The following is a 12,676-nucleotide window of genomic DNA, read 5'->3' on the forward strand; positions in this document are numbered from 1 at the left end:
CCCCGCAGCTCTCCATGGGAGCGCCCCCGCAGCTCCCCATGGGAGCGCCCCCACAGCTCCCCATAGGAGCGCCCCCACAGCTCTCCAAGGGAGCGCCCCCACAGCCCCGCAGCTCTCCAAGGGAGCGGCCCCGCAGCCCCGCAGCTCTCCAAGGGAGCGACCCCGCAGCCGTGCCCGGGCCGCTCCGGCTCACCCGCCCACGATGCGCACCGGAAGCGGCCGCAGCGCCTCCCGCAGCGCCGCCGCGAACTCCTCGAACTCCCCCTGGCGCGCGGCGCCCGCGCGCATGGCCAGGGCGATCCGGCGGGCGGGCGCCGGGTCGGCGAAGTCGCCGGTGGCCAGGTGGTCGCCCCGGCCGGTCTCGACCCGTAGCGCGGTGCGCGGGAGCAGCGTCACCCCGAGCCCGCCCGCGACGAGCTGCACCAGCGTGGAGAGCCCGGCGGCGCTCGTCGTCACCGGCGCGCCCTCGGGCCGGCCCGCCTCGCGGCAGACGTCCAGGGCCTGGTCGCGCAGGCAGTGTCCCTCGTCGAGCAGCAGCAGATCCAGCTCCTTCAACGCCTCGCGCGGAATGTCGGCGCGCCCGCCCAGCCAGTGGTCCTGCGGCGTGACCAGGACGAAGTCCTCGTCGAAGAGCGGCAGCTCGACGACGCCGGGGACGCCGAGCGGAACCGCGAGCAGCAGCAGATCGAGCCGGCCCTGGGCGAGCCCGTCCAGGAGGGAGGCGGTCTGCTCCTCGTGCACCTGGAGGTCCAGCAGCGGATAGTTCTGCCGCACCAGCCGCAGCACGGCCGGCAGCAGATACGGTGCCACGGTCGGTATCACCCCGAGCCGCAGCACCCCCGTGAAGGGCGCCCGCGCCGCCTCGGCCTCCTCCTGCAGGGCGGCGACCGCCTCCAGCACCGTGCGGGCCCGGACCGCGAGCCGCTCCCCCGCCGGGCTGAGCAGGACCTTCCGCGTCGTACGCTCCAGGAGCTGGACGCCCAGCGCCTCCTCCAGGGCGGCGACGGCGCCCGAGAGCGCGGGCTGACTCATTCCGATGGCGGCGGCGGCATCGCGGAAGTGCAGATGCTCCGCGACCGCGGCGAAGGCTCTGAGCTGGGACAGGCTGGGCTGCCGGGACTTTCCGGGCGGGGTGGACGATGCGACCACTGATAACCACATCCAATCAACGCCACCGAGTCTAGCTATTTCACTGATCAATGCCCGATGTGCCAGGGTAGGGACCGTCCATCCCCCAGGAAACCTGATCAAACCCGATCAAGAGGGTTTCCCATGCGAAAGCTGCAAGGAGAGCGCGTGCTCACTGTCGGTGACAAGTTCCCCGATTACGACCTGACCGCCTGCGTGTCGCTGGAGAGCGGCAAGGAGTTCGAGCAGATCAACCACAAGTCCTACGAGGGCAAGTGGCGCGTCGTGTTCTTCTGGCCGAAGGACTTCACCTTCGTCTGTCCGACCGAGATCGCCGCGTTCGGCAAGCTGAACGACGAGTTCGCCGACCGCGACGCGCAGATCCTGGGCGTCTCCGGCGACTCCGAGTTCGTCCACCACGCCTGGCGCAAGGACCACGCCGACCTGCGTGACCTGCCCTTCCCGATGCTGGCCGACTCCAAGCACGAGCTGATGCGCGACTGCGGCGTCGAGGGCGAGGACGGCTTCGCGCAGCGTGCCGTCTTCATCGTGGACCAGAACAACGAGATCCAGTTCACCATGGTGACGGCCGGCTCCGTGGGCCGTAACCCCAAGGAGGTCCTGCGGGTGCTGGACGCCCTGCAGACCGACGAGCTGTGCCCGTGCAACTGGAGCAAGGGCGAGGACACCCTCGACCCGGTCACGCTCCTGTCCGGTGAGTGAACGGAGCTGATATGGCACTCGACGAGCTGAAGTCCGCGCTTCCGGACTACGCCAAGGACCTCAAGCTGAACCTCGGTTCGGTGATCGGCAACTCGGACCTCCCCCAGCAGCAGCTGTGGGGCACCGTGCTCGCCTGCGCGATCGCCTCGCGTTCGCCGCGCGTCCTGACGGAGCTGGAGCCGGAGGCCAAGGCCAACCTCTCGCCGGAGGCGTACACCGCCGCCAAGTCGGCGGCCGCCATCATGGCGATGAACAACGTCTACTACCGGACCCGGCATCTGCTGTCCGACCCGGAGTACGGCAACCTGCGCGCGGGCCTGCGGATGAACGTCATCGGCAACCCGGGCGTCGAGAAGGTCGACTTCGAGCTGTGGTCGCTGGCCGTGTCCGCGATCAACGGCTGCGGGATGTGCCTCGACTCGCACGAGCAGGTGCTCCGCAAGGCGGGCGTGGACCGCGAGACGATCCACGAGGCCTTCAAGATCGCTGCCGTTGTGCAGGCGGTCGGCGCCACCCTGGACGCCGAGGGCGTCCTGGGCGCCTGAGCCTGACACGAGACGCCGAAGGGGCGCCCCACCGATCATCCGGTGGGGCGCCCCTTCGCGTACGGGCCGCCGAAGTCAGCCCCGCGCCTCGCCCTCGCCGGGCGGCGTGGCCGGCGGCTGGGTCGGGGCGGCGGCGGTCGCGCCATGGGGGCCGGTGGTGGCGCGCAGGGCGCTTTCATGGCTGTACGCGCGCAGATAACCGACGGCCGTATTGGCGACCGCCACCAGCGGTACGGCCACCACCGCGCCGCCCACGCCGCCGATCAGCGAGCCGGCCGCCACCGAGAGCACCACGGCCAGCGGATGGACCCGGACCGCCCGGCCGAGGATGAACGGCTGCAGCACATGGCCCTCGAGCTGCTGCACGGCGAGCACCACCAACAGCACCATCGCCGCCGTGAACACGCCCTGGGTGACCAGCGCGACAATCACCGCGAGCGCGCCGGAGACCACCGCACCGACGAGCGGGATGAAGGCGAAGAGGAAGATGAAGACGGCAAGCGGCACGGCCATGGGGACATCGAGGATGAAGAGCCCCACGCCGATGAAGATCGCGTCGATCAGCGCCACTATCACCGTGCCGCGCACATAGGCGGTCAGCGTCGCCCACACGCGCGGCCCCGCTCCCGCCACGCCCTCGCGGGCCGCGGCCGGGACGAGCCCCAGCGTCCAGTCCCAGATCCTCGGGCCGTCGTACAGCAGGAAGAGCGTGGAGAACATCGTCAGCAGAATGCCGGTCATCACCTCGACGACGACCGTGACGCCTTCGAGCCCGGCCGAGGTGATCTCGTCGGTATTGGCGCCGACCGCCTGGCGCAGGCTCTTGGCGACATGGTTGATCTGCTTCTCGGTCACATGGAACGGGCTGTGCAGCAGCCAGCGCCGCAGATCGTCGATACCGTCCTGGAGTTTGCTGGAGAGGTCGTCGATGTTCTCCATGACCTGCCAGACCACGAACCAGACGACCAGACCCATGAGGACGAAGCCGGCGATGAAGGTGAGGGCGGTGGCCAGGCCGCGCGGCACCCCGCGCCGACGCAGCCGGGTGACGGTGGGCTCCAGCAGCGCGGTGATGAGCAGGGCGACCGTGAAGGACAGCACGACCAGTTGGACGGAGCTGATGACCTGCATCAGCACCCAGACCGTCCCGGCGAGCACCAGCAGTCGCCAGCCCGCCTCGGCGGCGACCCGGACGCCCCACGGAACGGCGGCGACCGGATCGGGTTTGGCGGCGACAGCGGGGGCGTAGGCGGGCGGTGCGGGCACGCTGGGCGGCTCCGGCCGGCCGGCCTCGCCCTGCCCGGCCTCCGAACCGGCGTCCCCAGCCGCGCCGTTGCGGGCGCCCTCGGCTCCCTCGGCGCCCTCGGCTCCCTCGGCGCCCTCGGGAGCACTCGCGTCGGCGCTCCCGCGGGCCCGCTCAGGGGCACCCTCCGCGCCGCCCTCACCGCCCTCACCGGCGGCACCGGCAGCCCCGCCCGCACCGGCGCTCTCGTGCGGAGGGGACGCCCCGTGGGGCTCGGTCGCGTCCTCCCCGTGGCCTTCCGTGGCCCGCATCCGGGCTTCCTGGGATTCGAGCCGGTGGGCGAGCCGGGTCAGGCCGGCTCCCAGCCTGCCAACCCACTGTGGCAATCTGGACATTTTCTCTTTCCCTACCCCCAGTTTCCCCCTCGGCCGTCGGGAAGACGTTACCGGCTGAGGACACACGGAACCCCCGACCGGGTGCGGTCGGGGGTTTCGCGAAGCTCGATCTTCTGTGTCGGCCGGCTGAGCCGGGCCCGATCAGTACCAGCTGTTGGCCTGCCAGAAGTCCCAGGCGCCACAGGGGCTGCCGTAGCGGTCGTTCATGTAGTTCAGGCCCCACTTGATCTGGGTGGCCGGGTTGGTCTGCCAGTCGGCACCGGCCGAGGCCATCTTGGAGCCCGGCAGTGCCTGCACCAGACCGTAGGCGCCCGACCCGGCGTTGGTGGCCTTGTAGTTCCAGCCGCTCTCATGGTCCACGATGTTGCTGAAGCACTGGAACTGATCGCTCGCCATCATCTGGCGCGCCATGGCCTGGGTCTCGGCGATGGTGTACGAGGCCTTCTGTAGGAAGTCGCCGGCGTCACGCTTGGCCGAACGGCTCGCGATCTCCTGCTTCTTCTTTGCCTCGCGCTCCTTGGCCAGCTTCTCGGCGGCTGCCTTGTCCGCGGCGGCCTTCTTGGCCTGCGCGTCCTTGGCCGCCTGCTTGCGGGCGGCTTCCTCGGCGGACTTCTTCGCCTCCGCGTCTGCCGCGGTGGACTGAACATCCGCCTGCTGCGTCAGGGATGCGGTCTGCGCCACGGCCTGCTGCCCGGCGGGTATGTCCGCGAGGAGCGTCGAGTCGGCGGCCGTCGCCTCGACCGGGTCGGACGAGCCTTGCTGCTCGCCACCCGCGGCGACACCGACGACAGCGCCCACAGTGGTGACCGCGGTGGCCGAGGCCACTGCGAATCCCCGGACCGAAATCCGGCTCACTCGGTTTCCTTCCAGCATCGCCCGCTTAGGTGACCTCGCGGGCGCAATCGTGCCCCTGACGCTGGCTTCCCCTTGTTCCTCCCCCGCAAGGCGGGGTCGGCTGGTCACGGGAGGCACTGGCCCGGTGCGTCCTCCCGCAGGAGGTCCGCGAGTTGCTCGGGCGGCATACGACGAACGCTCTTCAGTTCTGGTACTGCTGTGGTTCTGTACCGCTGGGGGTACTGGTGGGCCGTATGCGGGGCCTGACAGGACCCACACACTGCCGGAACCGGAGCCGTCTAGGCAATTCCCCGCCGGGTGTGAAAGCTCACATCCCGTTTACCCCCTGCGATTTCTGGAAATCCCGGCGCAGCAAGACGCCGCGCGGCTAAGCTCGTTGGCCTTTCCGCGCGGCGCCCTCAGCACCTCATACCGGACTCAACCGGATCAGACGTGGCCGTCCTCCAGCATTTCGGTCACCAGCGCCGCGATCGGCGAACGCTCGGACCGGGTGAGGGTGACATGCGCGAACAGCGGATGCCCCTTCAGCTTTTCGACGACCGCCACCACCCCGTCGTACCGCCCGACGCGGAGGTTGTCCCGCTGCGCCACATCATGGGTCAGCACAACCCGGGAGTTGGCGCCGATTCGGGACAGAACGGTCAGCAGCACATTCCGTTCGAGCGACTGCGCCTCGTCCACGATCACAAAGGCGTCATGGAGCGAACGGCCGCGGATGTGGGTGAGCGGCAGGACCTCCAGCATCCCGCGCCCCACCACCTCCTCGATGACCTCGGAGGTGGTCACCGCGGACAGCGTGTCGAAGACCGCCTGAGCCCAGGGGCTCATCTTCTCGGCCTCGCTGCCGGGCAGATAGCCCAATTCCTGCCCGCCCACCGCGTACAGCGGACGGAAAATCATCACCTTGCGGTGCTGACGCCGCTCCAGCACTGCCTCCAGACCCGCGCACAGCGCGAGCGCCGACTTTCCGGTGCCGGCCCGGCCGCCCATCGAGAGGATCCCGACCTCCGGGTCGAGCAGCAGATCCAGCGCGATGCGCTGCTCCGCGCTCCGCCCGTGGATGCCGAACGCCTCCCGGTCGCCGCGCACCAGCCGCACCTGCCCGTCCGGGGTGACCCGGCCCAGCGCCTTGCCGCGCCCGGACTGGAGCACCAGACCCGTGTGCACCGGCAGTTCGGCCGCCTCGGGGATGCAGGCCGTCTCGGCGGCGAACAAATCGTCCACCTGTTCGGCGGAGACGGCGAGCTCCGCCATCCCCGTCCAGCCCGAGTCGGTGATCGCCAGCTCCGCGCGGTACTCCTCGGCGAGCAGCCCCACCGAGGACGCCTTGATGCGCAGCGGCAGGTCCTTGGAGACGACGGTGACGTCATACCCCTCGGCCTGCAGGTTTCTGGCGACCGCGAGGATCCGCGAGTCGTTGTCCGGCATGCGGCCGTGGTTCAGGAAGGCCGCGGGCAGTACGCCCGTGTCGGAGTGGTTGAGCTCGACACGCAAGGTGCCGCCCAGATCGCCGATCGGGATCGGAGCGTCAAGACGGCCGTACCGGATGCGGTACTCGTCCAGCAGGCGCAGCGCCTGCCGGGCGAAGTACCCGAGCTCCGGGTGGTGCCGCTTGGCCTCCAGCTCCGTGACCACGACAACCGGCAGCACGACTTCGTGCTCCTCGAAGCGGGCCATGGCGTTCGGGTCGGCCAGCAGGACGCTGGTGTCGAGGACATAGGTGCGCCGGTCGTGCTCGCGGCGTTTCTTGCTGTTCACCACGGGTGGACGAACCCCCTCGGGAGAGGTCGGGGTGCGACGGCGTCGCGGGAGTGAGCCCCCGCCGTGGGCGGGGGGCGGACCGGGCTCAGGCCCTGCCGGGAGGGCCGAGCGCCGGCCCTCCGCGTCATACGCACGATCCGCACAGTCGTCCGTGTGCAAAGGGCCTCCCGGGCGAACGACCCGATGCCGTCCGCTGGCAATCCGACGATGCCCAGCCCCTCCGTACGGTGGGGCAGAGCGTCGACCTGCAAGGGATATTCCCTCGAACGTGCGGAGCCATGCAACGGCATATGACGGCACGTATATGAACGTTGTGGAACCGCCGTGCTACACGAGGCCGGGGCCGGACGCCGTGCGGCGTCCGGCCCCGGCCGGTGAACTGCCGTGCGCGATAGGGGACTAGTTGCCGTACCGGCGGTGGCGCGCGGCGTAGTCGCGCAGCGCGCGGAGGAAGTCCACCTTACGGAAGGCGGGCCAGAAAACCTCGCAGAAGTAGTACTCCGAATGAGCGCTCTGCCACAGCATGAAGCCGGAGAGCCGCTGCTCACCGCTGGTGCGGATGACCAGGTCCGGATCGGGCTGACCGCGGGTGTACAGGTGTTCGGAGATGAGGTCGATGTCGACGACCTCGGCAAGCTCCTCGAAGGACGTGCCCTTGGTCGCGTGGTCGAGCAGCAGCGACCGCACCGCGTCGGCGATCTCCTGGCGGCCGCCGTAGCCCACGGCGACGTTGACCAGTATTCCGCCGATGTGGTCGGTGGCCTGCTCGGCCTCCTTGAGGACCGTCTGGGTGCGGGAGGGCAGCAGATCGCGGTTCCCCACGTGGTGCACCCGCCAGCGGCCGTCGGCGGCCAGGTCGCGCACCGCGCCCTCGATGATGCTGAGGAGCGGTACCAGCTCCTCCTCGGGGCGGTCCAGATTGTCGGTGGAGAGCAGCCAGAGCGTGACGACCTCGACGTCCGTCTCGTTGCACCAGCCGAGCAGCTCCTGGATCTTGCTGGCGCCCGCCTTGTGCCCCTGCTCGGCGGTGCCGCCGGCCGCACGGGCCCAGCGGCGGTTGCCGTCGAGGATGACGCCGATGTGCTTGGGCACCTGGGCGTGGTCGAGGCGGCCTTCCACCCGGCGTGCGTAGAGCCCGTACACCAGGTCGCGCAACTTCACGTCTTCCAGCCCCTCAGTGCCTCGCATGGCTCGCCATGGCAGTCCGCCCCAAGGCCGACACCCTACTGCGGGCCGGAAGGACTGGCGAACCGGGGCCGCCGGGCGGGGCCCCGGCCACCGCGGTGACCACCGCGACGGCCCATCCGGCGTGACGCTTCGTAATCGGCCGTGCGGCCTACGTACCGGCCCCTGCGGCCCGACTCCCCCCGAATAGAGCGGGCCGGTCCGTGGGGGGGAGTACGGACCGGCCCGAGGGGGGGTTTCCACCATAACCCTTCGTGAGCGGATGTCCATGCATCGACATGGGTGACAATCGGCGCGGCGCTGACGTCACCCGGCCCCGAGCGCCCCCAGCACCAGCCCGGCGCACGCCCCGAGGATCATGAACGGCCCGAACGCCATGGCGGTCTTACGCCCAGCTCGCCGGGTCAGCACCAGGGCCGCGGCGTAGCAGGAGCCCAGCAGCAGCCCGGCGAAGGCGCCCACGAAGAGCACGTCCCAGCCGTACCAGCCGAGCACGACCCCCAGCGTCAACGCCAGCTTGACGTCGCCGAACCCCATACCGCTCGGGCTGATGAGAAAGAGCACCAGGTACCCGCCGCCCAGCACCGCCCCGCCCAGCAGCGCCCGCGTCCAGGAGCCCGCGCTGTGCGGCAGCAGCGCCGCCGCACCGAGCAGCACTGCGGCCCCGGCAGCCATCGGCAAGGTCAGTACGTCCGGCAGCCGGTTCACCGCCAGATCCACCGCCGCGAGCAGCACCCCCAGCGGGGCGAGCAGCAGCCACACCGCCAGCTCGGGGCGTGCGCCCACGGCCGCCGCGAGACCCGCGCACACCAGCGCGGTCAGCGCCATGGCGCACACCGGGCCCGCCCCATACGTCTGTGCGCCGTCCCCACAGCCGGGGCAGCGGGCGGGGCCGAGCCAGCCGCGGGCCGGGCCGGTGAGGGCGTGCCCCCGCGGACAGGCGGCGCGCCAGGGTTCCTCGGGCTCGACGGCCAGCCGGTAGAGCGGGCGGGGCACAAGCAGCCCGGCGGCCGCTCCGTACGCGGCGGCCAGGGCGATCAGCAGCGGATCCACGGCCCGAGCCTACGGAAGGGGCCGGGCGGTGGAACACTGCGCCAAGGGGCGGAAAGGGGCGCGGACATGGGGCGCTGGCGCGACGGCACGGCGACGCTGCGCGTGCTCGGCGACGAAACGGGCGCCGGAGACCCGGAGGGTGGAATTCCGCTCATCGTCGCGGCCTCCTACCGCGCCCGCGCCCGCGGGCTGCTCGGCCGGGCCGGGCTGACCGGCGCGATCCTGCTCACCCCCGCGAGCGGCGTGCACACCTTCCGGATGCGGTTCGCCATCGACGTCGCCTATCTCGACCGCCGGCTGACCGTTCTGGCCGTCCGCACCATGCCCCCCGGCCGGCTCGGGCGCCCCCGGCTGCGGGCACGCCATGTCCTGGAGGCCGAGGCCGGCGCGTGGGAGCGCTGGGGGGTGCGTCGGGGCGTACGCGTCGCGATCGGGCCCGGCGCTTCTGCGCCGCCTCCGCCTTCGCTAGGCTGATTTCCCGGTGCCATGGTTGGGGCACCCCTCGACCGCGGTCGAGGTCGTTGAGGTAGAGGTACAGGGGTAGGGGTGGCACGTTGACGACAACGGGCAAGATTCTGCGGTTCGACGAATTTCGCGGCTACGGCTTCATCGCGCCGGACGACGGCGGCGAGGACGTCTTCATGCACGCGAACGACCTTCTGGACGAGAAGCACCTGTTCCAGCCCGGATCCAAGGTGCGGTTCGTCCCCGAGTACGGCGACAAGGGCCCCAAGGCATCCGAGGTCCGCATTGTCGAGCGCGCCGCCATGGTCCTACGGGCCCCCGGGCCGGACGCGGGCGACGACACCATGTGCGATGTCCTGTCGGTCACCGAGTTCCGGCAGGAACTGACCGAGGCACTGGTCGAGATGGGCGGCAGCCTGACCGCCGACCAGATCAAGCAGGTGCGCCGGCGCGTCATCGAGCTGGCCCAGGCCCACAACTGGATCGAGTCCTGACCCTGGGTCCCCGGGGTCAACTCCACGGCCCATGGTGTGGCGGCGGGGCGGGCAGGGAGTCGATCCCGGGCGCCGCCGCCGGCCAGACCAGCAGCACATCGCAGGGCGCGGTCGACCACGAAGCGGGTGGCGGGCCCCAGGCTGTGCGGAGCCAGCCGGGTACGGTCCCCGTCCCGGGAACAGATCAGCAGATCGACACCGTCCGCCGCGCGCACCACCTCGCGTGCGATACGGCCGTGCCGGTGCGGCCGGTGCAGCCGGTGCAGCCGGTGCAGCCGGTGCAGCCGGTGCAGCCGGTGCAGCCGGTGCAGCCGGTGCAGCCGGGCGGCCCAGCCGCCCGGCTGCCGCCGTCAGCAGCTCGGCGGCCGCCTCCTTCGACCAGATGGTCAGCAGCCAGGCGGGGCCCATGAGAACGGCGAAGCGGGCGAAGGAGACGCCGCCGGCCTCCAGTGCGAGGAGGTTCGTGAGGTTCCAGACCGGAAGGAGCAGGGTCGTGGAGTTCGCCAGATGGGTACAGGCGTAGACATGCGGCGAGGATCTCGGCGGCGGTGCTCAGGGCAGACTCCCACGCAGGGTGCGACGCACCCGACCATCATGCCCGCCGGCATGTCCGTCACGCTGGCGGGCCGGTGTCACCCGGAGCGGGCGAAGCTGACCTCCACGCGCCGGTTCTTCTCGCGGCCCTCCTCCGTCGCGTTGTCCGCGATCGGGTACTGCTCGCCGTAGCCGCGGATCTGGTAGTTCACGGACGCGTCGAGGTCCTCGGAGAGCGCCTGCTGCACCGCGTTGGCCCGCTTCTTCGACAGGTTGATGCCGTGCCCCGCCGAGCCGAGGTCGTCCGTGAAGCCGAAGACCCGCACATTCTTCGCGCCCTGCCGCTCGATCTCCCCGGCGATCTCCTTGATACGGGCGCTCGCCGCGCCCCCGAGCTTGGCGCTGTCCTTGTCGAAGAGCACCTCGGCCTGCAGGGCGAACTTCACCTTCGCGTTGGTGTCCTCGCGCCGCTCGTCGCCGTCGTCCGTCTCGACGACCGACTTGATGTCCAGGACCCGGCCGGGCGCGAGCTTGGCGCCCTCCGGCATCCGCAGATCGGGGTCCTTGGGGTCGATCTTCACGGGCGGGGTGGTGTCGGCGGGCGCACCGGGGCCGCTGTCGGCGTGGGCGGCCGGGGCGGTCATCCACAGCGCGGTGGAGGCGAGCGCGGCCAGGAGGACACCGCACCGCGCGCCGCGGGCTGTCGTCCGTGCCGGTGGACGCTTCGGCCGTGTCGTCATCGCGTCGCTCACCCGGAGAGCTTGACGCTGACGGACGGCATCGTCGGGATCTGGAAGTCGACCTCCGTGACGCTCTTCGGCGGGGCCGGGAACTGCGCGAACAGCGGGCGGCTCTCGTCCGGCCTGATCCCGGAGAGCCCCGTCGTGCACAGACACTGGCCATCGGTGTCCCGCAACACCAGATACCGCTTCTTGCCGCCCTCATCGACCAGGGAGGCACCCGACACCGACGACGGCGACTTCACCTCGGTCTCCTTCGAGCGCCAGTCGATCGCGTTGAACAACTTGTCGCCGTGGTTGGTGACGGTCCCGCTCACCGTGACGAAGCCGCCGCCGTCGCGCACCGCGGAGTGCAGGGTGACGACGATCCCGCCGGGTCCCTTGATCTCGCCGATGGTCTTGGAGGAATCGGCCGCGGGCTCCTGCCGTCCGCCGTCGTCCTCCTTGGCCGCGGTGGACTTCTGCGGCGAGCCGTCGTCCGGCTTCCTCCCGCCGTTGTCGCCGCTGCCGCACCCGGCCACGCCGAGGGCCAGGGCCGCGGCGAGCGCCGTCGCGGCGGCCCCCCTCCGGGCCTTCGTCGTGTGCCGCATACTCATCGCTCGCTGTCCTTTACTCTTCGTTCGCTCGTCAGTCGGCAAGGTGCACGGAGAAGAGGTCTTTGGCGTCCGGGAAGAGATCGAGATGCGCCGGGTCGATGGTCAGATCCCTGCCGTCGCAGAGGAGGCCGATGGGCGGCTTCTTGCCCTTGCCGTCGTCGCCCTTGCCGTCGTCGCCCTTGCCACCGTCGCCCTTGCCACCGTCGCCCTTGCCGTCGTCGGCGGACGGGCTGGGCGTGGGCTCGGCCGAGGGCACCGTACAGCGCGGCGTGACGACCGCCCTGGCCTTCGCCGTCGCGTGCTTGCTCTCCGTGCCGGGGATGACGGAATCGCCGACGGGCTTGTCGGTCCGGACGGTCACGGTGAAGGACGTCGGCAGATAGCCCGGTACGCATCCCTCTCCGGTGAGCGCCGCGTCATTCCGCGCGGCGAACCACTGGGCCTGGTCACACGCGTCCCCCGGGCCGAGCCCGCGCCCGTTCAGCAGATCGTCCCAGACGCTGCCGCTCGCGATCGCCTCGATGAACCCCTTGCGCAGCTGATCGCGGTAGTCCTGCGCCGCCGCGAGGGCCGCCGCGTCGGCGGCGGTCTGTCCGCCGTTGCGGGTGGCGCCCGCCTGGCCGACGGCGAAGAAGGCGAGCGCGAGGAAGAGCAGGCCCGCCACGGCGGTGATATAGATCGGAAAAGCCTGCCCGGTATCGCTTCTGATGTCCTTGCGGACTGTCACGGAGCCGGTCGTCAGATGCCGACGACCTCTGCGATCTTGTCCGAGATCGCATTTGCGATCATGCTGCCGAAGTCGGTGGTCGACAGCACCAGGACGATGGCCACCACCACGGCGATGATGCCCAGATACTCGATCGAGGTCTGCCCCCGGTCGTTCCCCGTAACGCGCTTCCCCATTGTGTTCCCCTCCATGGGCTGCCGTCCCGCTCCGGTCCGGCGACTCAACCCCCGTG

14 protein-coding genes and 2 pseudogenes are annotated in these 12,676 nt (G+C 70.8%); 4 read left to right on the forward strand and 12 right to left on the reverse strand.

The annotated features are described in order from the left end of the window. Positions 1-189: 189 nt before the first annotated feature. The gene (locus ABZU99_RS02380) at positions 190-1,149 is read right to left on the reverse strand and encodes a hydrogen peroxide-inducible genes activator (protein WP_355943439.1); all 960 of its coding nucleotides are present in this window, start codon (positions 1,147-1,149) and stop codon (positions 190-192) included. A 147-nt stretch (positions 1,150-1,296) separates the two neighbouring features. On the opposite strand from ABZU99_RS02380, the gene ABZU99_RS02385 reads away from it, so the two are divergent. Continuing rightward, complete coding sequence (locus ABZU99_RS02385; RefSeq protein WP_355943441.1) at positions 1,297-1,851, forward strand: peroxiredoxin; 555 nt, start codon at positions 1,297-1,299, stop codon at positions 1,849-1,851. 11 nt (positions 1,852-1,862) lie between these two features. Then, the gene (locus ABZU99_RS02390; protein WP_355943443.1) at positions 1,863-2,396 is read left to right on the forward strand and encodes an alkyl hydroperoxide reductase; all 534 of its coding nucleotides are present in this window, start codon (positions 1,863-1,865) and stop codon (positions 2,394-2,396) included. A 75-nt stretch (positions 2,397-2,471) separates the two neighbouring features. Here ABZU99_RS02390 and ABZU99_RS02395 read toward each other — a convergent pair whose 3' ends face one another. The 5 genes from ABZU99_RS02395 to ABZU99_RS02415 all read right to left on the reverse strand — a co-directional run bounded on the left by ABZU99_RS02395 (position 2,472) and on the right by ABZU99_RS02415 (position 8,888). Further along, a complete protein-coding gene (locus ABZU99_RS02395; RefSeq protein ID WP_355943445.1) occupies positions 2,472-4,034 on the reverse strand; it encodes an AI-2E family transporter in 1,563 nt (520 codons plus the stop codon). A gap of 141 nt (positions 4,035-4,175) precedes the next feature. Beyond that, positions 4,176-4,889: a transglycosylase SLT domain-containing protein gene (locus ABZU99_RS02400; RefSeq protein WP_355943447.1), complete on the reverse strand. Its 714-nt coding sequence runs from the start codon at positions 4,887-4,889 to the stop codon at positions 4,176-4,178. A 426-nt stretch (positions 4,890-5,315) separates the two neighbouring features. After that, a complete protein-coding gene (locus ABZU99_RS02405) occupies positions 5,316-6,650 on the reverse strand; it encodes a PhoH family protein (RefSeq protein ID WP_355943449.1) in 1,335 nt (444 codons plus the stop codon). A gap of 399 nt (positions 6,651-7,049) precedes the next feature. Further along, positions 7,050-7,811: an isoprenyl transferase gene (locus ABZU99_RS02410; protein ID WP_355943668.1), complete on the reverse strand. Its 762-nt coding sequence runs from the start codon at positions 7,809-7,811 to the stop codon at positions 7,050-7,052. Between the two features lie 330 nt (positions 7,812-8,141). Further along, on the reverse strand, positions 8,142-8,888 hold the full coding sequence (locus ABZU99_RS02415; RefSeq protein WP_355943451.1) for a prepilin peptidase: 747 nt from the start codon (positions 8,886-8,888) through the stop codon (positions 8,142-8,144). A 66-nt stretch (positions 8,889-8,954) separates the two neighbouring features. Between ABZU99_RS02415 and ABZU99_RS02420 the strand changes: the two genes are divergently transcribed. Together ABZU99_RS02420 and ABZU99_RS02425 are read left to right on the forward strand one after the other, a co-directional pair. Continuing rightward, positions 8,955-9,362, forward strand: coding sequence for a DUF192 domain-containing protein (locus tag ABZU99_RS02420; protein WP_355943453.1), 408 nt, complete (start codon positions 8,955-8,957; stop codon positions 9,360-9,362). 80 nt (positions 9,363-9,442) lie between these two features. Further along, complete coding sequence (locus tag ABZU99_RS02425; protein ID WP_355943455.1) at positions 9,443-9,847, forward strand: cold shock domain-containing protein; 405 nt, start codon at positions 9,443-9,445, stop codon at positions 9,845-9,847. Positions 9,848-9,863: 16 nt separating this feature from the next. Here the strand turns inward: ABZU99_RS02425 and ABZU99_RS02430 are convergent. The 6 genes and pseudogenes from ABZU99_RS02430 to ABZU99_RS02455 form a co-directional block, all read right to left on the reverse strand. Continuing rightward, a pseudogene (locus tag ABZU99_RS02430) lies at positions 9,864-10,089 on the reverse strand (universal stress protein); the annotation flags it as partial. Positions 10,090-10,234: 145 nt separating this feature from the next. Then, a pseudogene (locus tag ABZU99_RS02435) lies at positions 10,235-10,378 on the reverse strand (arsenic transporter); the annotation flags it as partial. Between the two features lie 101 nt (positions 10,379-10,479). Then, positions 10,480-11,133, reverse strand: a complete 654-nt coding sequence (locus ABZU99_RS02440) for an OmpA family protein (RefSeq protein ID WP_355943457.1) — start codon at positions 11,131-11,133, stop codon at positions 10,480-10,482. Then, positions 11,130-11,717 carry a hypothetical protein gene (locus ABZU99_RS02445; RefSeq protein WP_355943459.1) on the reverse strand — a complete coding sequence of 196 codons (588 nt, stop codon included), beginning with the start codon at positions 11,715-11,717 and terminating at the stop codon, positions 11,130-11,132. The genes ABZU99_RS02440 and ABZU99_RS02445 overlap by 4 nt, the downstream gene beginning before the upstream one ends. Positions 11,718-11,748: 31 nt before the next feature. After that, positions 11,749-12,444 carry a pilus assembly protein TadG-related protein gene (locus ABZU99_RS02450; protein WP_355943461.1) on the reverse strand — a complete coding sequence of 232 codons (696 nt, stop codon included), beginning with the start codon at positions 12,442-12,444 and terminating at the stop codon, positions 11,749-11,751. Positions 12,445-12,455: 11 nt separating this feature from the next. Further along, positions 12,456-12,620, reverse strand: coding sequence for a hypothetical protein (locus tag ABZU99_RS02455; RefSeq protein ID WP_355943463.1), 165 nt, complete (start codon positions 12,618-12,620; stop codon positions 12,456-12,458). Positions 12,621-12,676 lie beyond the last annotated feature (56 nt).

It is taken from the genome of Streptomyces sp. NPDC005266 (assembly GCF_040607655.1).
In the GTDB taxonomy this organism is placed as follows: Bacteria; Actinomycetota; Actinomycetes; order Streptomycetales; family Streptomycetaceae; genus Streptomyces.

Coding starts and splice junctions, on each gene's coding strand:
- ABZU99_RS02390 (WP_355943443.1), top strand. CDS start 1,863: ATGGCACTCGACGAGCTGAAGTCCGCGCTTCCGGACTACGCCAAGGAC.
- ABZU99_RS02445 (WP_355943459.1), bottom strand. CDS start 11,717: ATGAGTATGCGGCACACGACGAAGGCCCGGAGGGGGGCCGCCGCGACG.
- ABZU99_RS02395 (WP_355943445.1), bottom strand. CDS start 4,034: ATGTCCAGATTGCCACAGTGGGTTGGCAGGCTGGGAGCCGGCCTGACC.
- ABZU99_RS02455 (WP_355943463.1), bottom strand. CDS start 12,620: ATGGGGAAGCGCGTTACGGGGAACGACCGGGGGCAGACCTCGATCGAG.
- ABZU99_RS02420 (WP_355943453.1), top strand. CDS start 8,955: ATGGGGCGCTGGCGCGACGGCACGGCGACGCTGCGCGTGCTCGGCGAC.